Consider the following 24,371-nt stretch of genomic DNA (forward strand, 5'->3'; position numbering starts at 1 on the left):
AAAGGAGGAGTTTATGACACCAGAAAAGAAAAAACGGCGGCAGCTGCGCAATCTCGCACTCTTATCGCTCTTACTGCTCTTGGTAGGCGGCACCTTTGCCTTCCAAGCCTTCAATCAGCGGGCCATCAATGACCGCATTCGGGAGAACTCGGTCGGCGGACGTACCCACGACTACTATAACCGTGATACTGAAAACAAAGATGTTTTCGTTGAAAACTTCGGTGATGTTGAAATCATGGTGCGCATCAGATTGTCGGAATTTATGGAAATTCAAAGAGGGGGTACAACAGGTTTTGAGCCTCTGGTACCAGGCACCACCCGTGATGATGTGGACAGCTGGACAATCATGCGACCAGCTGCAAATGATCTAAATACTCGTACAGGTGCCTCAGCAGCTTTCAATCGCTACTCGCGACTGACCTTTGGTTGGGAACGTGCAGGACAAGATGCGCCATGGTTCATGCCAACTTTTAACCATGATAACACAGACCTAATGACAGCAGCTGCAGGGCACGCCCGTGACTGGATAGCAGGTGGCGGAGCTACAGATGCGGTAACAGATGGCGCGACTCATCCCGGTGACGGTACAGATGCTTACTGGTCATCAGGCGATGATTTTGACAATAGTGGCGGGACTTGGCCGGGAGAAACTATCACAAACGATGCTGCACAAAACTTACAACAAGACCGTGCTCCGATGACGATAGACCAGTGGTATGCCCTACCAGCTGCAGATAAAACAGGTAATTTTTGGGTGATTGATAGCCGGACGGGCTGGGCCTATTGGGCCAATACGCTCCAGTCAGGGCAAGCGACTTCTTACTTGATTGATGCGGCAGAGATGGCTGCGGCTGCTGGTAACATCCCGGGTCAATACTATTACAGTATTCATGTGGACAGTCAGTTGATCAGTTCAGATCAAACTCAGGAATTCTTGACACTTGAAGCAGATGGAACAATTCCGCATATTCACTTGTCTCTTTTACTCCAAGAAATCACAAATAATGACGGTAATCCAGGCGTTTTTGAGGATGCACAGCCAGAGGCGTTTAACTTTAGTGCCATGAACCCAGGACGTGTTTTCACCATGGCGGGTGAACAGTACCGTTATCTGGAAAATATGGGTTCTGGTAATCACATGATTATCCGAAACCATACCTTTGCTAACACAAGCTTTGCTCAGGAAGAAGAAGTTTTCGATTCTTGGTTTGATGGGCTAGAACCAGCAGTTCAAGATCGAGTGCAACCTGTGTCTGATGACTTTGTGACAGGAAATGTTCCTTATGGAGATATTACCTTTGACGGGCCAGGACCGCGCTGGATCCCCAACAATCTGGACGATTTTCCAGAGGTTGCGGCCGATGTGACTCGGGTGGATACTGGCGGAACTTCCCGTGCCTTTTCCCTTTCCTTGGCTGATGTGACACGCTTATCAGGGCCAGGCCGTGCTTTCCCTAACCATGCAGAACGTGTGGGGGGCGGTGATACTTGGTGGAGGCTACGTACCCATGGCGAATCCTCGGTCAGAGGTTGGTTCGTAAACAATGGTGATGGTATTGGTGGCGAATTGAGTGTTGTTGGACATGGTTGGACTGCTGGTAGTGGCGGTCTCCGCCCAGCCCTTATCATCCGTTAACAAAACCAATGAAATAAATAAAAAACGTTCAATATTGAACCATTTATGGTTCTTTTGAACGTTTTATGTTTTTTAGGAAGCTTTCTATCTTTTTTACTGTCACGAGACTTTTTGTCTCGCTTTAAGCTTTAACGTTGCAGCTAAATCAATAAGTTTTTTTGATTCATTATTTTTGCTCTGTTTAGCCTCGCGTAACTCTCTTTCTTCTGGGCTAAACCAGAGGACGAGCTCATAGAGAGCTGCAAAACCTAAACCCATACCACCAAATATTAAAACAATCTCTATATATTCCATCTTAGACCTTCTTTTAGCTTTTCTTAGTTTTCTATTAATTCAGGATCTATCGCTTCGATACAATCAACCACAGGTCCTACGATTCTTGATGTTTCCTCATCAAGATAGAAGTCCTTGTATTGAGGGTCAGGGTTGAGAGAGTGACAGCGAAAACTCTCTTCTTCTCGGAAAACTTGCTTGCAGTAGAGCTGTTCCTCTCCAGGACCACCTTCCGAAATCACATAGATATCTCCATCCCGATCAAACCCAGTTGCAATAAAAGTTACAATAGAGGAGTCAGGATATTCTGGTTGCATGGAGTCACCTTTGATACGCGCAGCACCATCATAACGCCCGGGGCGAATATCTGTGAATACGGTATAAGTTTCCTGTGTATCGTTTAAAGACTGACCAAATCCAGCAGAAAGTTGTTCATCAGCAACCTCAATCGTATAGAGCTCCTCACGGCGATAAGTTTGCAAAGGGATAATGTTATCTGAGGGAGGGAGAGGTTCAGCTTTTTGAGTGGCGAGAAACCTAGAAAAATCCAGAATACTGTTCTGTTGTTCAGCATCTAGTGTATTGTAAATATTGAGAAGCTCAATAAAAGGAGAATCAGATTTTTGTTCATTGAGAATAAGGTCAATAGGGGTATTGTAAATGTCCCCGAGCTTGACAATCATCTCTAGAGCTGGATTGCCTGTTTTTTTCTCCCAAAGTGCATAAGTTCCTTGAGTGATATCAAGCATTTCAGCAAGCTCTTTTTGAGTAAAATGATGCTTTTTACGCAACTTTTTAAGGTTTTGTCCTAAATTCATACCTCAACCTCTTTTATTGAATTTATCAATATTATAAGTTAATAAGGGTTGAAAGTCAAGTGTAAAAATTGAAAAAATCAATAAAAGACATAATGCAAGAGAAGAGCCTGTCTGTGAGAAAGCGGTGGAGCTTTTATTATCTAGTAGGATCGGGCAATGATTATGTGAAAGATGATGAAATTTATAAAATAAAGGCTTGTTGGACAGGTCCCAGACGGGGAGTAACTTAGGATTTGTCAATTCGGGTTTCGGTTACATTTTCTGTATGAAAAAACACAGGTTCTAGGGAAAGCCATTACGGGGCTTGTGCCATTCAATATTATCAATTGATAGGCGGTTCTTTATCACTCAGTGGCTGATAGGTGTTGACAAGGCGTGATAAAAGTGAAGCGAACAGTTGCGACTCATCTGCTGTCAATCCATCAAGCGCTTGACGGATAACTTGACAGTAGATTTTTTTGACCGTGGGTAAAGCTTGCTGAGCTTTTGGAGTTAAATATAATTCAGAGCGACGATGATCATCAGAGGCAGGTTGCTTTCTGACCCAGCCGGCAGAGACAAGTTCATTTATCTGTCGCGTTACGATACTTTGTTCGCGATGGAACTCCTTGATAAAGAATGCTTGACTAACACCTGGATTTTCGTCTATTTTTTCAAGATAGATATAGTTTTTGCTATTTAGACCTATTTTTTTATATTGAAAGTTGAGTTCCGTATGTAACTTATGATTCAAAATAAAAGTTAACTTGTCCATTCTAAATTCCATAATTAAGCATCCTTTCGAGAACTTTGACGTAGATAAAGTCCGAAGAAGCTTAACATCAAAACAACGATGAAGATTGTTGCCCACATTGCAAGACGCATTCCAGTAACAAAATTGCTTGGAATATCAGCTAAGACAATCAAAACAGTTATCGCTGAAGCTCCAAAAGCTTGGCGTAAACTATTATTAAGTGCTGTGGCGTGACTAATCTCATCAGGAGCATTGCCTATCATACGCACCATATAAGCTATGGTCAACAGCCATACGGGAGTTGTATCTGAAATCATGACAAAAGGAATTGCTGCAATCAGCATTAAGAGCCCTCCTGAGATAATAAGGTACTTAGGGCCGTACCGATCATAAAGCCGTCCCACTAGGGCGGCACAAAGTGCATTTAGAATTGCTCCAGGTAAAAGAATCATCCCGGATACCATACTGTCGAGGTGTAAAACATTCTGAGTAAAGATTGGTAACATTTGTTCAGTTCCAAGTAAAACCATAAAAGCACAGATACCAACTAAGGTCATCAGTCTAAATGGACGGTTCTTAACCAACTGAACTTTGAGCATGGGTTGCTTTAAACGCAATTGTCGCTTGATAAAGATGAACAAGACAAGGATTCCGATAGCCAGCATGCTCCAACCCTGAATAGCCGAAGTTTGGAAAACAGTCAAGCTGGCAAGAGTCAAGCCTGATCCAATCAAGGATAATGTTACAGAGGTAAAATCAATCTGGATATCTTTTGGTTCAGAAAAGTTAGGGAAGGCAAGCCAACCCACCAATAACACGAAAAGCATCAGCGGTAAAACTAAGATGAAAATATAGCGCCATCCTAACGTGTTAACAATTAATCCTGAAAGAGTAGGCCCAATTGCTGGTCCAAAGGCAATGACTAAACCTGACAAACCGAGGATTGTTCCACGTTTTTCGCTGGGATAGATTGAAATCATCGTGGTCATCTGAAAGGACATTAATATACCACCAGCACAGGCTTGGATTAAGCGTGCAAAGAGTAACATCCAAAAGCTAGTCGCAAAACAGCCGAGCAAAGTTCCCAAAACAAAGAGCGTAAGAGAAGACAAAAAAATATTGCGCTTTTTGAATTTTTCATACAGGTTTGATGACAGGGGTGTGATAACTCCCATCATTAAAGTATAACCTGTTGTAAGCCATTGGACTAAAGACAGTGAAACATTCATATCATGTCCAATGACAGGTAGAGCAGTGACCATCATTGTTTGACTAGCTAAACTAACAAAACAAGTAAACAATAACAAGAGAGTAACAATCAACCGTATTTTAGGATCGATCGTTTTAGCAATAGTATCCATATAATAAAATCCTTTCACTGAAAAATACATGCAAATGCATTTAATATTGTACATGCAATTACATCTTTTGTCAAGAAAGGAACTGGTGATAAACATTTAGATAATGGAGGCAAGTGCTTATAACTTTTGGATACGCATCAGCTTGTCCAAGATGTCTATCAAAGATAGGAAGATATTTGTAAAGGTTATAATCTTCCCTAGATTTAAGTTTATCGGAAGATTATAAACATGTGGGGGATAAGCAAGAACAGTACGAGAAAATGTTATAATAGAGAAGTACACATATTTTCTTTCCTGCCAGCAAAGGCGAGATAAACGGTCTGATAAAAAACTGTCAAAGGAAAAGTATCTCTACTTGTAGGTGTAAAAAAACTTTTGGTCTAACTTCTTTCAAAAAGCCGTGCTTATGGAGGGGGATGAAAGTGAAGGAAAGGATGTAAACAAACCTATACTGGAACGAAAGGGTTAAGCTGAAAAACTAAGCGAGAGCTAGAGGAGAGGGGGAGCAAGAGGAAAGTTATTATTGTTTTTAACTCTAGAAAAAGCAGCGCATCGTAGAAAGAGAGCAGCATAGAGGAGTGCAAAGAGAATAAAAACATAATTTCTGCTAAAATATCAATATGGTAAAAAAAGGACGTATTATTAAATCTTTAGCAGGATTTTACAATGTAGAATCTGAGGGACAAGTTTATCAAACGCGTGCGCGGGGGAACTTTCGGAAGAAAGGAATGAAGCCAATCGTTGGCGATTTTGTGGACTTTTCAGCTGAAGAAAACTCAGAAGGCTATATCTTAGATATACACGAACGGAAAAACAGTTTGATTCGTCCTTCGATTGCAAATATTGATCAGGCGGTTATCATCATGTCGACGGTTAACCCAGATTTTTCATTGAATCTGCTGGATCGGTTTCTTGTTTTTCTGGAACATAAAAATATCCGTCCCCTTATCTATATTTCCAAGCTTGACCTGATGGAGGATTTAAGCACTTATCAAAAATTTAAACAAGACTATGAACAGATTGGGTATCAGATTTTCTTTGACTGGAAAGAGCTGGAAAAGTCTTTGGCTGGTAAGGTAACTGTTTTTATGGGACAAACAGGGGCAGGGAAAACGACCTTGCTAAATTTGATTGCACCGGGCATGAATTTGGCGACTGGCGAAACCTCAGACAAGTTAGGCCGTGGCCGTCACACAACACGTCATGTGGAGTTCTTTGAAGTTGCATCAGGCTTAATTGCAGATACACCAGGTTTCTCAAATCTAGACTATGATGTTTCTAACCAACCAGATTTAAATGCAGCCTTTCCAGAAATTTTACGAGAGAGTCATGGGTGTAAGTTTAGAGAATGTACCCATACACATGAGCCTTCTTGTGCTGTCAAGCTTGCACTTGAAGAAGGCAGAATTTTAGCGAGTCGCTATGAGGACTATCTGCAATTATTAACAGAAATAAATAACACGAGGGAAACTTATGCCAAACAAAGAAAAAAACAAAATTAAAGGAAACATTTGGATGAAGCAGGCCGGCTTCTTAGGTTTAGTGATTCTTTGGGCTTTAATCATTTTCTTTAAAAATAGCTTGGGAGACTGGAAGTGGCCGTTATTTGCTTTTCTGGTTGTCTTGACTGTTTGGGGTTTATATCAAATCAATAAAGCCTTCTTTGGCTTGAAAAAATAGGAGGAAACATGCAACAATTTACAAATAAAATAGCACCGTCTATTCTCGCAGCTGACTTTGGTGCCTTTACAGCAGAAGTCGCAAAGATTAAAGCTGCTGGTGCAGATTATGTACATATTGATGTTATGGATGGTCACTTTGTCGATAATCTGACCTTTGGTTCGGGCGTGGTTGCAGCACTTCGCCCACATACAGATATGGTTTTGGATGTGCACATGATGGTCGAAAATCCAGAAAAATATGTTGAAGAATTTGCTCAGGCTGGTGCAGATATCATGAGCATTCATGTTGAAGCGACAGCGCATATCCACGGGGCATTGCAGAAGATCAAAGCTGCGGGGATGAAAGCAAGCGTGGTCATCAATCCTGGAACACCCGTCTCAGCCATTGAGCCCGTTCTCAGTATGGTTGATATGGTTTTAGTAATGACTGTCAATCCTGGTTTTGGAGGTCAAGCTTTTATTCCAGAAACCATGGATAAAGTTCGTGAGCTTGTGAAAATACGTGAAACCAAAGGCTTGATTTTTGAGATTGAGGTAGATGGTGGCATTGACGATAAAACGATAGAGCAAGCACGTGATGCAGGGGCAAATGTATTTGTGGCTGGGTCCTTTGTTTTCAAGGGAGATGTAGCTGCTAAGGTTCAGAAGTTGAGAGATAAGTTATGAACATATTTATCATTATTCTTTTGATTTTAGCTCTTCTGATAGGAACAGCTAATCTTTTCAAAAAACCAGCCATAGACTCCAAACTGAATGCCAGAGTGGAAAACCTTTCGTCAAATTTAACAGAACTACGTTTAGAAATGTCTCAACAGCTGGGGCAAAATCGTCAAGAAATGTCGGGTACTGTATTAAACCTTTCCCATAATCTGAATGAAAACCTGTCGAATTTGACAGAAAATATCAATACCAAATTTGACCATCAGTTTAAGGATTTACAAAGTTCCAATGAGCAAAAACTGGATAAGATTGCCCTCAACTTAGCAGAGATGTCAGAGGCAATGACTGAAAAATTTGACCGAAAGTTCCAAGAATTGCAAGAAGCTAACGATAAAAAATTAAGTCAAATCCAGAACACAGTAGATGAAAAACTTCAGGAAACGCTGAATAAAAGAATTTCTCAAAGCTTTGAGCAAGTCACTAATCTTCTGACTTCTGTGGACAAAGGACTGGGAGAGATGCGCAATCTCGCCAGCGATGTTGACAGTTTGCAAAAAGTGATGACAGGCGTGAAAACGCGAGGAATTATTGGTGAAGTGCAACTTGGGCGGATTTTGGATCAGATTTTTACCGCAGGACAATATCAGGAACAAGTCAATATTCAAGAGCGAAATGCTGTGGACTTTGCGGTTGTGATGCCTGGTAAATTAGAGGGCAGCGATGTTTTATTGCCGATTGACTCAAAGTTTCCTTTGGAAGACTATCAGCGCTTGCAGGCTGCTCTTGAAACAAACGATACGGTGGCGATTGAAGCATCAAGAAAAGCTCTGTTTGCGGCGGTTAAAGCTCAGGCAAAATCAATTTCGGAAAAATACATTTTACCGCCAAAGACAACGGATTTTGCCATTATGTTTTTACCTATTGAGGGACTTTTCATGGAAGTGGTGAATAATACAGAGCTTTATGAGCAACTCAGCCGTGATTATAAAGTGAATATTACTGGTCCAACAACCATGACAGCTGTTTTGAACAGCTTACAAATGGGCTTTAAGACCTTACAGATTGAACAAAAATCCAGTGAAGTGTACGAAATGCTTGGGGCAGTCAAGACCGAATTTGGCAAATTTGAAACCTCGCTCAAGAAAGTTCATGAACGTTTGCAACAGTCTGAAAAGGAAATCAACACGCTGATTACGACAAGAACAAATGTCATGAATCGTAAATTGCGCACGATTGATGCCATTGATAAAGAGACGAGTGCTGCGCTTTTAGAAATAGAAGGGGACTAATATGGTTCTGATAAAAAATCTATCCATTGGTGAATTTTTTGAGGGTTTTTACCTGATAAAATCAGTTGAACTCCGTCAAACACGTGCAGGCAAAGACTTTCTTGCGATTGTTTTTCAAGATCGTACAGGAACTATCTCAGGAAATATTTGGGATGCAAATCCGAAAGCTATAAAACAGTTCGTTGCGGGGCGCGTGGTGCATATGAAGGCATTAAAAGAGCTTTATAATGGCATGCCCCAAGTCAACCGCATCAGTTTACGCTTAGCAGAGGGAAATGAGCCGATAAATCCAGAAGATTATCGAGAAAAGTCCCCTGTAAATGAGACGGAGCTTCGGGAATATGTTGAAAGCATTCTTTTTCGAATCGAAAACGCGACATGGAATCGCATTGTACGTCATATTTTGAAGAAGTTTGACCGTGAGTTTTACCAGTTCCCAGCAGCCAAAACCAATCACCATGCTTTTGAGGGTGGCTTGGCCTACCATACGACAACCATGCTCCAGCTGGCTGAAAAGGTTTGTGAAGTTTATCCTCAGCTCAACGAATCTTTAATGTTTGCAGGAATTCTTTTGCATGATATGGCTAAATGCATAGAGTTTACCGGTGTTGAAAACACAAGCTATACTCTGCGAGGAAATCTTTTAGGGCATATTGTACTTATTGATGAAGAAGTGAGTAAAGCAGCCATGGAGTTAGGAATTGATGAGGAGAAAGAAGACTTACTTTTGCTGCGACATGTGTTATTGAGTCACCATGGACAGCTGGAGTATGGCAGCCCTGTGCGCCCTAAAATCATGGAAGCTGAAATCATACATCAGATTGACATGATGGATGCCAGCATGATGATGATGATGACTGCCCTTAACAATGTCGATCCCGGACAATCCAGCCAGCGTGTCTTTGCCTTGGAAAACCGTAACTTTTACAAGCCCTTGAATAACTAGTATAGAAAGAAAAGATGAAACATACACTGAAAAATGACACATTAACTGTCGAAGTTAACGCTTTTGGCGCAGAACTGAACTCTGTTAAAAAGGATGGCATTGAGTACCTTTGGCAGGCAGATGCAGACTTTTGGGGACGTCATGCGCCGGTGCTCTTCCCCATCGTTGGGAAGCTTAAAGAGGGCCAATACATTTATGAGAACAAGGTCTATGCTATGTCTGGACATGGTTTTGCCCGTGATAGCGTGTTTACACTTGTCAAAGAGGAAGAAGATGAACTCATTTATGAGCTTGTATCAACCGCTGAAACTCTTGCAAGCTATCCTTTTGAGTTTAGCTTTAAAGTAGGCTATAAACTCATGGATAATCAGATTCGTGTGCGCTATCAGGTTGAAAACAAGGGCCATAAACAGATGATTTTCGGTCTTGGAGCACATCCTGCCTTTAACGTTCCTATAGAAAAGGGGACTTTTGAAGACTATAAATTGACAGTTTCTCCTTCAGAAAAGCGCACCTTTATTCCTTTAGACTTGCCGACAGGTATGCTTAAAAGAGAGGAACAAGCAGAAGTAGAAGTGAGTGAGTTGCCACTAAAGCATGAACTCTTTGCTAAGGATGCCCTTGTCTATACTTCTTCAGATGAAATGTCCGTGGCATTGACAAACAGTTTAGACAAGCGGAGCGTGAAAGTAACTTGGAAAGAGATGCCTTTCTTTGGACTTTGGAGCCCTTATCCAGCTGAGGCAAGTTTTGTTTGCATTGAGCCTTGGGCGGGGATTGCTGATGAAGTTGCTACCAATGGGCAGTTGACGGAGAAGTTCGGTATGAATCAACTTGACCCTCAAGAAAAATTTACTTGTACCTATGTTGTCGAAATAAATTAACGGTCAAAGATAGACATAGCGCTATCTTTTTTCTATTTTTTAAGAAGGCTGAGAGGAAAAACAAGGCGTAAATTGTTATAATAGAAGGTATGAATGATATTTTCCAACTTACATTGATTTTGGTTGCTTCTTTGGTTGCAACCTTGTTTGCAAGAAGAATAAGAATTCCAGCAGTAGTTGGACAGATACTTATTGGTATTGTTTTAGCTCCTGCTGCTTTAGGCTGGTTACATGGTGGACATACGATTGAGGTTCTTTCTGAAATAGGCGTGATTTTGCTCATGTTCCTTGCTGGTTTAGAGAGTGACCTTAGTGTACTTAAGAAAAATTTTAAACCCGCTTTACTGGTTGCCTTAGCAGGTGTACTTGTCCCTTTGCTGGTATTCTGGGGTGTTACTGCTCTGATGGGTTATGCTTTCTCTACAGCCATCTTTTATGGGATTGTCTTTGCAGCAACTTCTGTATCGATTACGGTCGAAGTTCTGCAAGAGTATGGTAAACTTTCGACAAAAGCAGGTTCGATTATCTTGGGTGCAGCAGTTGTGGATGATATCCTGGCTGTTCTTGCCTTATCTATTTTTACATCAGCAAACAGTTCTTCAGGAAACTTGCCGCAACAGTTCTTTATGGAATTTCTGTTCCTCGTCTTTTTGGTTCTTGTTCACAAGTCTGTACCAAAAATTTGGCGATTTGTTGAGAAACTGCCCATCTATGCGAAAAACACAACCGCAGCACTGATTCTTTGCTTGGTTTTGAGTCTTTTAGCTGATGCTGCAGGAATGTCAGCAGTAATTGGTTCTTTTTTTGCGGGCTTGGCACTGAGTCAAACCGATGTTTCACATAAGATTGAAGAATACAGCTCAGCTATTGCTTATGTCGTCTTTATCCCTGTTTTCTTTGTTTCCATAGCTATATCGGTTACTTTTGAGAGTATCTTTGAACAGCCTCTCTTGATTCTCTTCTTTACACTTCTAGCGGTCTTAACCAAGTTTATCCCAGCATACTTTATTGGAAAATCCACGGGGCTCACAACATCAGAGAGTGCCTTGGTTGGTACTGGTATGGTTTCTCGTGGGGAGATGGCACTCATCATCGCGCAGATTGGGTTGGCTTCACAAGTGATTAACAGTGACATTTATTCAGAACTTGTCATCGTCATTATCTTGAGTACACTTATCGCACCATTTTTGATTAAGCAATCTTTGAAAAAGGGAATAAGCTGACAATAATAACAGACTTATAAGGAAAAAAATGATAAAATAGTCAAAGTATATAAAATGAAGGGGTTTCTTATGTCAAACTTTCAAGTAGTAAAACATCCACTTATCCAACACAAACTTTCAATCTTACGCCGTGCGGATGTATCAACAAAAGAGTTTCGTGAACTTGTCGATGAGATTGGTATGCTCATGGCTTATGAAGTATCACGAGATTTGCCTTTACAAGATGTGGAGATTGATACACCTGTTGCACATATGACAGCACAAGAACTTGCAGGTAAAAAGCTTGCTATTGTACCGATTCTTCGTGCAGGTATTGGTATGGTGGATGGTATCTTGAAACTCATCCCAGCTGCGCGTGTAGGTCATATCGGTATGTATCGTGACGAAGAAACACTTACACCAGTGGAGTATTTGGTAAAACTTCCAACGGATATTGCAGAACGTCAGATCTTTCTAGTTGATCCGATGTTGGCTACCGGAGGCTCTGCCATCCTTGCTATTGATAGCCTTAAAAAACGTAACGCCAACAACATCAAATTTGTTTGCCTTGTGGCTGCACCAGAAGGGATTAAAGCAGTTCAAGAAGCACATCCAGATATTGATATCTATGTTGCAGCACTTGATGATCATCTAAACGAGCATGGTTACATTGTTCCAGGTCTTGGTGATGCTGGAGACCGTTTGTTTGGAACAAAATAAAAAGTCAATTTAAAACACTTAAAGTTGAACTCAGCTTTCAGTGTTTTTTTATAAAAATATTTCAAACTAAATAGTTTACAAACGTAAATTTATGTGATAAGATTACGTTTGTAAACAAAAATAAGTAATTTAAAAAGGAGACATAACATGTCATTTATCAACGCACTCAAAAAACGTCGCTCAATCTATGCACTTGGCAAACATATTAAAGATACGGATCAAGCTATCGAAACAATTAAAGAAGCTGTGAAACACAGCCCAACAGCATTTAACAGCCAAACAACACGCGTCCTTATCGTTACAGGAGATGCACAGGAAAAACTTTGGGGGCAAATCGTTGCTGACGAATTGAAAGCAGCGATGAAAGCTCAAGGCGTTCCAGAGTCAGCTTGGGAAGGAACAAAAGCAAAACTCGATGGTTTCAAAGCGGCCTATGGTACGGCCCTCTTCTTCGAAGATCAAGATGTTGTTAAAGGCTTGCAAGAACAGTTTGCCCTTTATGCCGAAAACTTCCCCGTATGGAGCGAACAAGCTTCAGGTATTACTACTGTAAATGCGTGGACTGCACTTGCTGAACTTGGTATCGGTGCAAACCTGCAACACTACAATCCAGTGATTGATGAAGCTGTTGCTAAAGAATGGAATATTCCATCAAACTGGAAATTACGTGGACAGCTTGTATTTGGTTCCATTGAGGATGAAGCAGGTGAGAAAACTTATATGGAAGATGATGACCGTTTCATCGTTGTGAAATAAGTTAAAAAATCCAAAGCAGGGAAAAAGCCGCAAAGCATAAGATAAAAGTGGAATCGCTCAATCATGCGGTTCTATTTTTGCATATTTAGATTGAAGCGCTCTATTTTGTATCCTTCCCAAGTTTTGAGATTTTTTTTTGTAGGGAAAACGATAATTTGCTATAATAAAACAGTAAACTGTTGAAGTGAGTAGAGATAAAACCACAAATAAGGAGAGAATACATGGAAGCAAAATTGCTCAATAAAGTAGTTATTAAGCGTAACGGACGAGTAGTTGACTGGGATTCATTTCGTATTCAAACGGCTGTTTTTAAGGCAGCTATTAATGGAAAATACGCAGATAAACCCTTGCATGCCAACATGATTGCAAATAATGTTGCCAAGGTTGTAGAAAAGGTAATTGCCGAGCTTCCATTTGAAAAGATTGAGATTGATACGATTCAAAATCAAGTTGTGAAGCAACTCAATGATTTTGATAAAGAAGTCGCAAAAGATTTTTTAGAATATAAAGTTAAACAAGAAATCAACCGTAAACATTAAAGCAGATTCTTTAAGAACCTGCTTTTTTTGTTCGCCAATTGAGGTAAAAAGTTAGGCAGTAATTATTTTTATGCATATACGCTAGTTTCAAAAATCACACAAAAGCAACATTAATGTGTGCATTGTTTAACATAAACAACTAATCGTAATATTATTTCTTTTTAACTTTTACATTTGATATAATTTGTAATGTAGGGAATATTTTAAGGGGTATCATATCATCAAAGACTTTTACTGCAATTATGAAGTAAGCGCTTACTATTATGCGGAGTTTGATATATAAGAATATTGGAACCTGTGATGAAACAAGTGCAAATAAATTTTAGGAGAACAATATATGACGGAAAGAAAAGTAATCAAGGCAAGAAAGCAGGCGATACGTCGTGCTCGACTGAAAAAAGCGGGGACTGTCGCTGCGATACTGCCTCTTGTGGTTTCTAAAGGAGCACCAGTTGCAACGCTTGTACGGGGTCGGCACAATGAAGAGGCACTGGGTATTGAACAGATGGTTGAGGTTTCAGAACAGGAGATCGCAGACATCGTGCTACCAGAAGCACTTGCAGAAGAAATAATCGAAGAGGAAGAAGCTAGCAAAGAGCAAGAAATTCAAGAAGATTTAGGAACTCTCCCAGCTTTTGAAGCTCCTCAAACGTTTGTGGCTCCGAGTTTTTCAGAGGGGGGATTGACTAGTTTTGAGGGGAATGATGCTTATTTGGGCATTGCGCCTTTAGCGGTGAACTGGGTGGGTAAAGAGAACTGGCCTTGGGCGGAAATTACTCATACAAGGTGGGTAGGTGAAGATCAGGTTGAGATTACTTTTAAAAGAGAACTTTCCAATGATGAAACGCTAGGTACTGGCCAGATTGGCAAAATGGAATTTGTAGTAGAGATAGGAGAAGGAGATAAGTTTTTAGATAATGTATCCTTCTACTCTGGAGAAAATGCGGGAGGGGGACTCTACCGTATTATCTTAGAAGGCATAACGGAGGAAGCCTTTGGTGATATCACTGTTTATGTAGGTGATCCAGATAATGAAAACTCTTTCCGTCTCGATGGTGCTTTCTTACGTCCTAGTCCTTTCGTTCCTATAGTTCTTACAGAGAGGCACATTCATCAAGGGAGGGTTGCTGACAAATTTGTTGGTGATGAACCAGAAGCTGATGTTGAGCACTGGCCACACTTGGACCTGTCAGACTTTGGGTTTAGAGGAAATCTTGATTTTACCAGTAAAATAGCAGACATTGTTTTTGCAAGAGTAACACAAGTAGGGGCATCACGAATCAACTATGGGAATGTGAGTTGGAGCATGATTGAACAGGAGATTGCAGATGCACTCAATGCGCAAGACAATCTTCCTGTAGGTCAGTACTATAGGGTAGAGATCCCAGCAGCTCTCCGTGACAGCCTCACTGGCACAGGTCTCTTTTATAATGGGAACGTTTTGGAAAATGTTCCTGTAGCGCTTCATAATATTCAGGTTAATCGTGGTCGAGTACATACGCGTCCATTTGATGGCACGCGTATGGTACAGTCTATTGAACAGCACATTTCACTTAGCTTTGAGATTCAAATGGCTAACCCTGAAGATAATCCTGTTCTTCCTCCTCCTCTGCAAGTACAGCTCCCCGTGGATATCTTACGTTACGACCGCGCAAGTCTCTGGGCTTCCTTCGTTCATCTGGTAGGAAATAATCGCTTTGATGAAGTGCATCAAGCTGTGCTTACGGCAGCAGCAGGTCTTTCATACGACCTTAGCGATGAGATGCTCAGAGAGTTAACTCAGAGCATCCTCACGCAGTCAGCTGTCCACAACCTTACAGGCAACTCAAATGGACTCTATGACGGGCAGATTACTCTTGCAGAAGAAGGCTTTACGCCGATGATTCTAGGAAATCTTCAAAGCGTGCCAGACAAGGTGTTTGATAATACGAATACTGTCTCAGGTGTACAGGAGGGATATAGGATTGAGTTTGGAATCATGAGGGCGAATCCTGCGGGTGAAGGGACGCTACGTTTTGTTACAGCAAGCTTAGTGATAAACCCTAACGATCTGGAGTTTGAGCATGTCAATGTAGGGACACATAAGATTAATCTACGTGCGGCTTCTAGTATGAACTTACAGATAAGAAGTGGGGAACGAGATATCCTTAATCCCGAAGACCTGAGTGATTTTATAGAGGCTTACGGAGGGCAGATAGAAAAAAGCATTCGGATTATGGCGGAAAATGGTGGTCTCTTTAACGAAGCGACAATCACTCCTAAGCCAGTAACGTGGATAGCAGGACGTGTTGATGACAAGGTCTATGATGGGACTGCTCGCGTATCGGGCATTGTTCCCCCTCGATTAAAAGGCTTCGTTGCTGGTGATGACAATATTATTGACGTTGAATTTGGCACCTTGACAGAGCGTCTCCGCTTTGCCAATAGTTTGCCGGGAAGCTGGGAAATTGAGGGACTTGACTTTGATGAGCGTATGCTCAATCGTAAGGACCATGCCGGTGGTGGTAATTTCAACTATCAGATTATGGATCAGCCTCAGTTTGAGCTTGCTACCATCCGTCCCTTAGTTTTGGAGGTTAACGATTTCAACCGCCTTACATTTGTGAGAAATAAGGTGTCTCGTCAATACGATAGGACGGCTATCTATAAGGGAAGTTTGGACCCAATTTTTGTCACAATCAATGGGGTTGATGAAGGAGAAGAACATATTTATCAATTGCTCTTTTCTGAAGATGGTGTGCTTCGCTTTGAAGACAATAGTGTCACGGCCAATCATGTGGAAGTTTATTTAGAAGAGTCAACCATTCTCTTGCAACGTCAAGGAGGAGAAACGCAGCCTGTTGAACTCTCTGAGAACTTACAGGATTATCTACGCAATAAGCTTTTCCTTGGCCAAATTACACCTCGTCAAATTTTCTGGGGCATGGGCCAAGTGAAAGACAAAGATTATGATGGAAATAAGTCAGCTACGCTTACGGATACAGGAATGCCACAACTTTTCTCAGCAATAGATAGGGATGACTTCGCGATACATGACTTAGACAAAGAATACATCACACTGAACCATGGTTCAGCTGAATTTCAGTCTAGAAATGTTGCCCGTGATGACCAAGGAGATGTTATCGCACAGCCTGTTGTTGCAACAGAGGGCTGGACAATCAGTGGTTACCTTGCGCGTAACTATGAGATAGTGCCAGATCCAGATAGAACTGGAGAAACTGCCGCTTTTGACTTGCCTGATAACCTTTTTGGCCAATCTGCTTTTGGAATGCCGAATTTCTTTTATACAGCGCTTATGAAGCCAAGCTTTGCTGATGCGACAATCCGTCCATTAGATGTTCATTTCACAAACGGTTCTTTGATTGACTCAAGCAGAACTTACACGGGAAGACCGATAAGACCAGAATTATCCGATTTCCTGCTGCCAACCTTAAGTACAGTTTTTGAGGACAAGCAAGACTTATTAGAGCGTGAGATGAACGATCGAATAACAGTAGTTGAAGGAGGCCTTGTTCACACGAACAACCGTGAAGTGGGGACAGCAGTTTCAGCTCTATCTGGTTGGGATATTGGTGGCACACACCATACCAACTATCGCTTAATAAACTCTCCTGATATCGAATGGGAAATCACTGTCAAGCAAATCAATTCTTGGCAAGATGTAGTAGGTGCACAAGCTGGATTTGCGACTAAGATTTTTGATGATACAAATAAAGTCTTGGAAGATCAATTCAATAGACCCCTCAATAGATTACCAAGCTTTGGTAGGGTCCGAAATCCTGATGTTTTAAACGTTGAGGGCTGGGGACTGACTTTTGATTCAGCAGATGCGGGTAGAGAGCGTAGTCTTACTATCGAAAATACCGATAAGGTTCGTGCACAGTTAGAGACCCTGTTTAGAGGAAATCAAGTTCTAGCTGAGGATTTTGACTTCAACAGCCTTTTTGTAGCAGAAATCACACCGCGTATCTTGCGTTGGGAAAATGGGAGTATCCCGTCGCGCCCCTATAATTCTAGCACTGATATTATAGGGACGATTAGCTTGCCAGAACTTGTTAGATCAGAAGTGGGACATGAGATTTTAGCGAATCATGTGGAGGTTACTCATAATTCAAATCTCTTATCTGAACTTGTCTTCCCTGATACGGCGATAGGAAGCTATACCTTTAACTGGTTTGAAGCTGTGGGGTTAAGCATCGAATTTGCAGACCCAAGGCATAGGGGCAACTATGTTGTACCAGAATTGGGAAAAGCTAGCGCATCAATCCTCCCCGTAAATATAGTCAAAGAAGATATTATAGGGACTGGCTTTACCGTGGAGAGCCGAGAGTATGATGGACAAACTGAAATTTCAGACAATGACTTTGTAGCTGTGATTGCCCTTGAAGGCGACCATGAGATTACCTTGCCTTACCGTGTAGAAGGATTGCGTTTTGCCAATCACAATGCGGGTACAAGAGAGCTTGAATTTGCCCTTAACGGGATTGTCCTTGACGAGAAAATTAACTTTTTTGAAGAAAGTGCTATCGCAGAAATTATTGAGGAGATTGAACAGTATATTCTCAACTTCCGAGAGGCTGAGATTACGCCACGCCGTATTGCTTGGACAGAAGGACAAGCTTCAGATAAGGAATGGGATAATACTGATAAGGTTCACAATATTTTTAACCCCCCTAGGTTAATTCGTCTGCTTGATACAGAAGAGGATGGTTCAAGAGTGGAGGCTCCAGAAGTGACTGTGCTCGAAAGTGCTATTGTTGCGCGTGATTGGGGCATTATTACCGAGGCTGAGGGCGGCGCACAGTTTACTCAGACAGAGGTGGGCGAGGATATTCCAGTAGTTTCAGATGATAACTGGCAACTGGTGGTAGATTCAGATAAAGAAGACGAGCATCCATTAACCAATTACACTTTTGGAAGCGATAGCGAGGCAGGAGAAATGCTACAGCCTCACTTTGCCTCAGCCAATATTTGGCCAGTGTCTATTACGGACGTCCAGCCAATGCCAGAAAATCCATCCGACATGAAGAACAACATTCTTTATATCCAATCCGGTTATATCGAACGGCAGTATAATGGCACTGACCGAATCAACCTCCCAGATGATGTAGAAGTCAGCCCAGAGTTAAGCTTGCGTAATGAACAAGGGCAGGATATCAAATTAACACTTGAAAACTTGGAAAATCTAAGTGTTCGCTTCCAAGATGAGAATGTTGCTTATGATAACGGAAATGTTGCAGATAAAGGGGTTATCACAAGTGTTGATGGTCTTAACCTTGCCAACGTTGAGCTTTCTGATGCTGGATTAAGTGAGATTAAGGCACTGCTTTTCACGGGACGAATCACACCGTGGGAACTTAACAAATCATATCTTGATGAAGCCGTCATTTCTCTTGTGGGCGATTCCCTTATCCGAAAGGAGTATAATGGTGAAACAGCTTGGACTGTTCCAGAAATTCCTGACCCAAACAATGCTGGAGAGAATATTAAGCTCTTCCCAGAGCTTGGGATTGAGATTGTGGGCACGGAGGTTGTTATTCCCATCCTCTTTGGTGAAGACTATGAGATTGTCTTTGAGGATCGCCATGCAGGCAATGATAAGCAGGTAACCATAAAAGGCTTCTATCTGGATTCACGAAATGTATCCTTGCAGAGTGACTTTAAGGATTGGATGAGCGAACATTTGCTGACTGGAGAAATTACTCCTATGGTTATCCAATGGACACAAGGGCAGGTCGAAAGACGTCGCTATGATGGCACAGCAGAAGCAAAAATTGCTGCTGCTGCGATGCCAAGCTTGCCTATCTTAGCAGTTGATAAACCTAGAGTAAATATTCAGACCGGTCAAGCTCAGTTTGATGATGCTAATGTACGCTTTGATGACGAGGGAAATGTTATTGCTATGCCCGTTCATGCTTTAGGAACAGGTGAGTGGAGTATTTCAGGAGAATACTCAGGCAACTATTGGTTGCAGCCTTCAATGAGCAGTGCGTTAAACTCCATTCTCCCAGCACGTCAAGCGCTCTTATCCTTCAGCCCTCGACCAGTGCAGTCCGTTAATCCATTGTTTGAAAGCCAAGTCATTGACCCTGTTCGACTAAGCTTTAATGGTCGAAAGATTGCGGAGCGGGTCTTCAACTATGATTACTATTTCATGGCAGAAGATAAAACCTACGAGTATGGCGTTGAAGCTGGTTTCGACAGACCAGAAAAATGGACCAATGTGGATACAGGTGAGCCTATGGATGCTATCGGAGGTCACTACTTAACCATAACTTTTGTCAATCAAATGTCACGTTTGGCTAATGGCCAGCCTCACGTTGCTGAGGATGAGTTGGTCTTTGTTGATGCCCAAGGTAATGTTATCGAAAGAGCGGATGTTCTTGTTGAACTGCGTGATGCGGACGGAAATGTTAACCGTAACTATGAGTATGTCTTTGCTGACAATGTTGAAACGATTGGTCGTATCACAAAGGCACAAGGTTTCTCGGTTACTAGACCGCAAGCGGCACGTGTGGAGAAGACGGAGATTGAGCTTTTCCACTCTCAAATCATGATGCCATGACTTTTTCCTAGAAGATATGCCTTTTGTCTTTGAACCACTTGCCTTTAACGTGGTGGGGACAGAACTTACAGGATTGGGCGATCTATTGGCATCAGCTACTGACTTTGATCCAGGACCTTATCAGGTTGAATACGCAGTTTCAAGAACAGAAAATCCTGAAGATTTGGATGCAGCTGCTTGGCAGCAATCTACTCTTTTCACAGATTTGTTACCAGGTACAGAATATTTCCTCTTCGCCCGCCAAGCAGAACATCATAATCGCTACGAGGGAGAGATAATTGCTGGTGCCACTGTTGTGACTTTAGGAGAAGCACCGCCTCAGTCTGATAATGGGGAACCAGGAGGAGAAAATGGTCGACCAGATAACGACAATACAGGGGAGCAAAACAATCGTCCAGACACTGAAACAGGTGATACAGGGGAAAGCAATGAGCAGGACAAGGGCTATCCTTCGGAAGAAGATAGACCTCTTGAAGATGAAGTTAGGCAAGACGATGAGAGAGACATTGAAAATATCCAAAAAATCAGAGCAGAATTACCAAGTACGGGGGATATGATTGGCATCGGTCTTGGAATTGCAGGCTTGGCAGCTCTAGTCAGTGCAGTTGTTTTACGGAAAAAGAACAAAAAATAATCAGTCCTAGTTTGAAAAAGTGAAGCATAGGTCAGCGGAAAATTTTATTTTCCAGTGTAAAGCTTTACTGAAAGAAGTTCCAAAAATGAAAAAATGCTTAATCATGTGCATAATAATGCTGGGTTGAGCATTTTTCTATTTCCCTTCTCTTTTACTTGAGTGCTGTTGAGATTCCAACTTTTCTACACTATTAATGACGAACTTGTGAAATTCAGGTAAAATAGTAAGCAGATGATTGTATTGTTTGTTGAAATTTAGAAAATACAGGAGAAATATATAGCATGAAAAAAAGAGGCCTCCTCTTAGTTAATCTTGGGACACCCGAGAACACCTCCCCTCGAGCACTAAGAAAATATTTGAAGAAATTTTTGTCTGACAGGCGTGTCATCAAGACACATCCCTTGGTCTGGCAACCGCTCTTACACGGTATTATCCTCAATACTCGACCGCGAAAATCAGCGCGACTTTATGAGAAGATTGTTCAAGAGGGGGAGTTCCCGCTGCTTACCTATACAGCAGCCCAAGAAAAAAATCTTCAGGAACTTTGTCCCGATGTTGAAGTGGCTATGGGGATGTCTTACAGCGCACCTAGCATTGAAACCAGTCTGGAGAATCTTTTGAATAAAGGTGTAGAAGAGTTAACTGTTCTCCCCATGTATCCGCAATATTCAGGAACGACAGTAGGTTCAGTCTTTGACAGTGTGATGAACTACTTCTTGAAAAAAGATAATATTGTTGATTTGAGCTTTATTCGTTCTTTCTATCAGGAACCGCTCTATATCAAATATTTTGCCGACAAGATAAAAAATGCCTTAGCAAAAGAAACAGATATCGAGGCGCTTATTTTTTCCTATCATGGTATTCCGCTTTCTTACGTAACGGATGGCGACACTTATCCAGAAGAATGCACGGAAACGACACGCTTAATCATGGAAGAAATTGGCGATTTTCCGCATTATCAAACTTATCAGTCGAAATTTGGCCCTGCCGAGTGGTTGACCCCCGCAACAGACGATACCCTAAAAAAGTTACCTGGGCAAGGTGTGAAAAAAGTCCTTATTGTTGCACCTGGATTTGTAGTAGATTGTCTAGAAACTCTTGAAGAACTAGAGGAAGAAAACAGGACATACTTCTTGGAAAATGGAGGTGAAAAATATATCTATCTCCCACCTTTTAATGACGATAAGGCTTTTGCTGAACTTGTAAAAGAAATTGTGAAGAAAAAGTAAATATATTTTTCTAAAAAATCAAAAAATTGCATAAAAAGACTTGACAAAAGATAAAGAAAGACATAAAATAATTATCAGAGACAAGTCTTTAAGCAATTCTTTTCAAGAGAGCGAGTGGTCGGTGCAAACTCGTATTGTGATTGTTAAGGATACCACTCTATTTCTACTCCCTGCGAACAGGGAGCGTCGCTGACACGTTACGTCAAAGATGAGACAATTTTTGAGGCTTTTTGTGCCTAGAAAATTAAGAAGGTGGTAACACGCAGCCGGCGTCCTTTATATGAGGAAGCTGGTCTGCGTTTTTTTTATTTTCTTCGAGTCTCATCGTACAAACTAACTAATGTTAACAAAAAATAGGAGGCTTATATGGTTAAAATTACTTTCCCTGATGGTGCTGTCAAAGAATTTGAGGCAGGCATCTCAACACTTGAAATCGCAAAATCCATCTCACCAGGTTTGACAAAAAAAGCCCTAGCTGGTAAAGTCAATGGTAAGCTTATTGATGTGACTCGTCCGATTGAGGAAGATGCAACTTTCGAAATTGTGACTCCAGAGCATGAAGATGCTTTTGACTTGCTTCGCCACTCAGCGGCTCACCTCTTTGCCCAAGCGGCACGCCGTCATTTTCCCAATATCCATCTTGGGGTAGGTCCAGCTATTGAGAATGGCTTTTACTATGATACAGATAATGAAGAAGGACAAATTTCTAACGAGGATTTGGAAAAGATAGAAGAAGAGATGCACCGCATTTCGAAAGAAAATTTCCCTTCCATTCGTAGAGAAGTCACTAAAGAAGAAGCAAAAGAAATCTTTGCGAATGACCCTTATAAACTCGAACTTATTGAAGAGCATAACGGCGATGAAGGCGGTTTGACTATTTATAGCCAAGGTGAATATACTGACCTTTGCCGTGGGCCACATGTGCCGTCAACAGGCTTCATCAAATACTTTAAATTGCTCAACGTAGCCGGCGCTTACTGGCGTGGAAATAGCGATAACGCGATGATGCAACGTGTTTACGGTACAGCTTGGTTTACTAAAGAAGACCTGGAAGAAAACCTGAAAATGCGTGAAGAAGCGAAAGAACGTGACCACCGTAAACTGGGCCGCGAATTAGACCTTTTCTTCAACGAAGCATCTTTGGGTGCCGGTACAGCTTATTGGCTTCCAGATGGTGCAACTATTCGCCGTACAATCCAACGTTTCGTAGAAGACCGTGAAATCGCTGCAGGCTACTTGCATGTACATACACCGAATCTGATGAACTTGGACATCTATAAACAATCTGGGCACTGGCAGCACTATCATGAAGACATGTTCCCGCCAATGGATATGGGTGACGGCGAACAAATGGAACTTCGTCCAATGAACTGCCCATCACACATCGCTATCTACAAGCATCATGTACACAGCTACCGCGAGTTACCTATCCGTATCGCAGAGTTTGGAACAATGCACCGTTATGAAAAATCAGGTGCTCTTTCAGGCCTTCAACGTGTACGTGTCATGCAGTTGAACGACGGGCATACATTTGTCACACCAGACCAGATTCAAGAAGAATTTGGTAAAATTCTTGAATTGATTATGGAAATGTACCGTGACTTCGGTATCGATGATTACAGCTTCCGTCTGTCATACCGTGATCCAGAAGATACAGAAAAATACTTCCCAGACGATGCAATGTGGGAAAAATCACAACGTATGCTTAAGGCAACAATGGATGACATGAATCTTGATTACGTTGAAGCAGAAGGCGAAGCAGCCTTCTACGGTCCAAAACTAGATATCCAAGTAAAAACTGCCTTGGGTAATGAAGAAACACTTTCAACTATCCAGCTGGACTTCCTTAACCCTGAAAACTTCGACATCACATATGTTGGTGCAGATGGTGAAAAACATCGCCCTGTCATGATTCACCGTGGTGTAATCTCTACCTTGGAACGCTTTACAGCTTACTTGATTGAACTTTATAAAGGGGCATTCCCAACTTGGTTGGCACCTACTCAGGCGATTATTATTCCAGTAAACAACGAAATTCATGCGGATTACGCATGGGAAATCAAAAAACGTCTACAAGAAAAAGGCTTGCGTATCGTTGTTGATGAATCTAATGAAAAAATGGGTTATAAGATTCGTCAAGCCCAAACACGTAAAGTTCCATATCAAATCGTTGTCGGTGACCAAGAAATGGCAGATGGTACAGTAAACATCCGCCGTTACGGTTCAAATGACACAGAAGTCATCAGTTTGGATCGATTTATCGAAAATATCCAAGCAGACGTTGCGAACTACAGCCGTCGCAAATAAAAGACAGTCAACTGTCAATAACATAGAGTCAAGAAGCTCCAGTCGGGGCTTCTTTTCTCATGCTTTCCTTGGTTCAGAAGAGAGAAACAAGCAAAGCCCCCAGCCAAATCAAACACCCTTTTCTCATCAAACACTCA

At 41.6% G+C, this 24,371-nt stretch carries 19 protein-coding genes; 15 read left to right on the top strand and 4 right to left on the bottom strand.

The genetic code is table 11. From position 1 onward, the window contains the following. Positions 1-13: 13 nt before the first annotated feature. Positions 14-1,636 (top strand): hypothetical protein, encoded by a 1,623-nt coding sequence (locus tag B4H39_RS04675; protein WP_251422903.1) that lies wholly within the window; start codon positions 14-16, stop codon positions 1,634-1,636. A 99-nt stretch (positions 1,637-1,735) separates the two neighbouring features. Here the strand turns inward: B4H39_RS04675 and B4H39_RS04680 are convergent, their stop codons facing one another. From B4H39_RS04680 to B4H39_RS04695, 4 genes are all read right to left on the bottom strand, one after another. Continuing rightward, positions 1,736-1,930, bottom strand: coding sequence for a hypothetical protein (locus B4H39_RS04680; RefSeq protein ID WP_251422899.1), 195 nt, complete (start codon positions 1,928-1,930; stop codon positions 1,736-1,738). Between the two features lie 23 nt (positions 1,931-1,953). Then, positions 1,954-2,727 carry an XRE family transcriptional regulator gene (locus B4H39_RS04685; RefSeq protein ID WP_251422896.1) on the bottom strand — a complete coding sequence of 258 codons (774 nt, stop codon included), beginning with the start codon at positions 2,725-2,727 and terminating at the stop codon, positions 1,954-1,956. A gap of 322 nt (positions 2,728-3,049) precedes the next feature. Beyond that, positions 3,050-3,493, bottom strand: a complete 444-nt coding sequence (locus B4H39_RS04690; protein ID WP_202231178.1) for a MarR family winged helix-turn-helix transcriptional regulator — start codon at positions 3,491-3,493, stop codon at positions 3,050-3,052. Positions 3,494-3,495: 2 nt separating this feature from the next. Further along, positions 3,496-4,821 carry an MFS transporter gene (locus tag B4H39_RS04695; RefSeq protein WP_251422893.1) on the bottom strand — a complete coding sequence of 442 codons (1,326 nt, stop codon included), beginning with the start codon at positions 4,819-4,821 and terminating at the stop codon, positions 3,496-3,498. A gap of 620 nt (positions 4,822-5,441) precedes the next feature. Between B4H39_RS04695 and rsgA the strand changes: the two genes are divergently transcribed. From rsgA to thrS, 14 genes are all read left to right on the top strand, one after another. After that, positions 5,442-6,323, top strand: coding sequence for a ribosome small subunit-dependent GTPase A (rsgA, locus tag B4H39_RS04700; RefSeq protein WP_202231176.1), 882 nt, complete (start codon positions 5,442-5,444; stop codon positions 6,321-6,323). Beyond that, positions 6,295-6,501, top strand: coding sequence for a hypothetical protein (locus tag B4H39_RS04705; protein ID WP_202231175.1), 207 nt, complete (start codon positions 6,295-6,297; stop codon positions 6,499-6,501). Before rsgA ends, B4H39_RS04705 begins: the two co-directional genes overlap by 29 nt. An 8-nt stretch (positions 6,502-6,509) precedes the next feature. Beyond that, positions 6,510-7,169, top strand: coding sequence for a ribulose-phosphate 3-epimerase (gene rpe, locus B4H39_RS04710; protein ID WP_202231174.1), 660 nt, complete (start codon positions 6,510-6,512; stop codon positions 7,167-7,169). After that, entirely contained in the window at positions 7,166-8,452 is a 1,287-nt protein-coding gene (gene rmuC, locus B4H39_RS04715) for a DNA recombination protein RmuC (RefSeq protein ID WP_202231173.1), read from the top strand. Before rpe ends, rmuC begins: the two co-directional genes overlap by 4 nt. A gap of 1 nt (position 8,453) precedes the next feature. Further along, positions 8,454-9,398: a 3'-5' exoribonuclease YhaM family protein gene (locus B4H39_RS04720; protein ID WP_251422890.1), complete on the top strand. Its 945-nt coding sequence runs from the start codon at positions 8,454-8,456 to the stop codon at positions 9,396-9,398. Positions 9,399-9,412: 14 nt separating this feature from the next. After that, positions 9,413-10,282, top strand: a complete 870-nt coding sequence (locus B4H39_RS04725) for an aldose 1-epimerase family protein (protein WP_251422887.1) — start codon at positions 9,413-9,415, stop codon at positions 10,280-10,282. A gap of 89 nt (positions 10,283-10,371) precedes the next feature. Continuing rightward, a complete protein-coding gene (locus B4H39_RS04730; protein ID WP_202231170.1) occupies positions 10,372-11,505 on the top strand; it encodes a cation:proton antiporter in 1,134 nt (377 codons plus the stop codon). 69 nt (positions 11,506-11,574) lie between these two features. Further along, a complete protein-coding gene (gene upp, locus B4H39_RS04735; RefSeq protein WP_202231169.1) occupies positions 11,575-12,204 on the top strand; it encodes a uracil phosphoribosyltransferase in 630 nt (209 codons plus the stop codon). 147 nt (positions 12,205-12,351) lie between these two features. Next, entirely contained in the window at positions 12,352-12,960 is a 609-nt protein-coding gene (locus tag B4H39_RS04740; RefSeq protein WP_251422884.1) for a nitroreductase family protein, read from the top strand. A 221-nt stretch (positions 12,961-13,181) separates the two neighbouring features. Next, complete coding sequence (locus tag B4H39_RS04745; protein ID WP_202230961.1) at positions 13,182-13,499, top strand: ATP cone domain-containing protein; 318 nt, start codon at positions 13,182-13,184, stop codon at positions 13,497-13,499. 337 nt (positions 13,500-13,836) lie between these two features. Beyond that, positions 13,837-20,064 (top strand): LPXTG cell wall anchor domain-containing protein, encoded by a 6,228-nt coding sequence (locus B4H39_RS04750; RefSeq protein WP_251422881.1) that lies wholly within the window; start codon positions 13,837-13,839, stop codon positions 20,062-20,064. A gap of 16 nt (positions 20,065-20,080) precedes the next feature. Beyond that, positions 20,081-20,698 carry an LPXTG cell wall anchor domain-containing protein gene (locus B4H39_RS04755; RefSeq protein WP_251422878.1) on the top strand — a complete coding sequence of 206 codons (618 nt, stop codon included), beginning with the start codon at positions 20,081-20,083 and terminating at the stop codon, positions 20,696-20,698. Between the two features lie 281 nt (positions 20,699-20,979). Beyond that, a complete protein-coding gene (gene hemH / locus B4H39_RS04760; RefSeq protein WP_251422875.1) occupies positions 20,980-21,927 on the top strand; it encodes a ferrochelatase in 948 nt (315 codons plus the stop codon). A 366-nt stretch (positions 21,928-22,293) separates the two neighbouring features. Continuing rightward, positions 22,294-24,234, top strand: coding sequence for a threonine--tRNA ligase (gene thrS, locus B4H39_RS04765; protein ID WP_251422872.1), 1,941 nt, complete (start codon positions 22,294-22,296; stop codon positions 24,232-24,234). Positions 24,235-24,371: the final 137 nt, after the last annotated feature.

It is taken from the genome of Lactococcus sp. UBA7128, from assembly GCF_002492185.1.
In the GTDB taxonomy this organism is placed as follows: domain Bacteria; phylum Bacillota; class Bacilli; order Lactobacillales; family Streptococcaceae; genus Lactococcus; species Lactococcus muris.

What these genes read in the sequence shown, in the direction of transcription:
- B4H39_RS04675 (WP_251422903.1), top strand. Translation starts at nt 14, where the DNA reads ATGACACCAGAAAAGAAAAAACGGCGGCAGCTGCGCAATCTCGCACTC.
- B4H39_RS04680 (WP_251422899.1), bottom strand. Translation starts at nt 1,930, where the DNA reads ATGGAATATATAGAGATTGTTTTAATATTTGGTGGTATGGGTTTAGGT.
- B4H39_RS04685 (WP_251422896.1), bottom strand. Translation starts at nt 2,727, where the DNA reads ATGAATTTAGGACAAAACCTTAAAAAGTTGCGTAAAAAGCATCATTTT.
- B4H39_RS04690 (WP_202231178.1), bottom strand. Translation starts at nt 3,493, where the DNA reads ATGGAATTTAGAATGGACAAGTTAACTTTTATTTTGAATCATAAGTTA.
- B4H39_RS04695 (WP_251422893.1), bottom strand. Translation starts at nt 4,821, where the DNA reads ATGGATACTATTGCTAAAACGATCGATCCTAAAATACGGTTGATTGTT.
- rsgA (WP_202231176.1), top strand. Translation starts at nt 5,442, where the DNA reads ATGGTAAAAAAAGGACGTATTATTAAATCTTTAGCAGGATTTTACAAT.
- B4H39_RS04705 (WP_202231175.1), top strand. Translation starts at nt 6,295, where the DNA reads ATGCCAAACAAAGAAAAAAACAAAATTAAAGGAAACATTTGGATGAAG.
- rpe (WP_202231174.1), top strand. Translation starts at nt 6,510, where the DNA reads ATGCAACAATTTACAAATAAAATAGCACCGTCTATTCTCGCAGCTGAC.
- rmuC (WP_202231173.1), top strand. Translation starts at nt 7,166, where the DNA reads ATGAACATATTTATCATTATTCTTTTGATTTTAGCTCTTCTGATAGGA.
- B4H39_RS04720 (WP_251422890.1), top strand. Translation starts at nt 8,454, where the DNA reads ATGGTTCTGATAAAAAATCTATCCATTGGTGAATTTTTTGAGGGTTTT.
- B4H39_RS04725 (WP_251422887.1), top strand. Translation starts at nt 9,413, where the DNA reads ATGAAACATACACTGAAAAATGACACATTAACTGTCGAAGTTAACGCT.
- B4H39_RS04730 (WP_202231170.1), top strand. Translation starts at nt 10,372, where the DNA reads ATGAATGATATTTTCCAACTTACATTGATTTTGGTTGCTTCTTTGGTT.
- upp (WP_202231169.1), top strand. Translation starts at nt 11,575, where the DNA reads ATGTCAAACTTTCAAGTAGTAAAACATCCACTTATCCAACACAAACTT.
- B4H39_RS04740 (WP_251422884.1), top strand. Translation starts at nt 12,352, where the DNA reads ATGTCATTTATCAACGCACTCAAAAAACGTCGCTCAATCTATGCACTT.
- B4H39_RS04745 (WP_202230961.1), top strand. Translation starts at nt 13,182, where the DNA reads ATGGAAGCAAAATTGCTCAATAAAGTAGTTATTAAGCGTAACGGACGA.
- B4H39_RS04750 (WP_251422881.1), top strand. Translation starts at nt 13,837, where the DNA reads ATGACGGAAAGAAAAGTAATCAAGGCAAGAAAGCAGGCGATACGTCGT.
- B4H39_RS04755 (WP_251422878.1), top strand. Translation starts at nt 20,081, where the DNA reads ATGCCTTTTGTCTTTGAACCACTTGCCTTTAACGTGGTGGGGACAGAA.
- hemH (WP_251422875.1), top strand. Translation starts at nt 20,980, where the DNA reads ATGAAAAAAAGAGGCCTCCTCTTAGTTAATCTTGGGACACCCGAGAAC.
- thrS (WP_251422872.1), top strand. Translation starts at nt 22,294, where the DNA reads ATGGTTAAAATTACTTTCCCTGATGGTGCTGTCAAAGAATTTGAGGCA.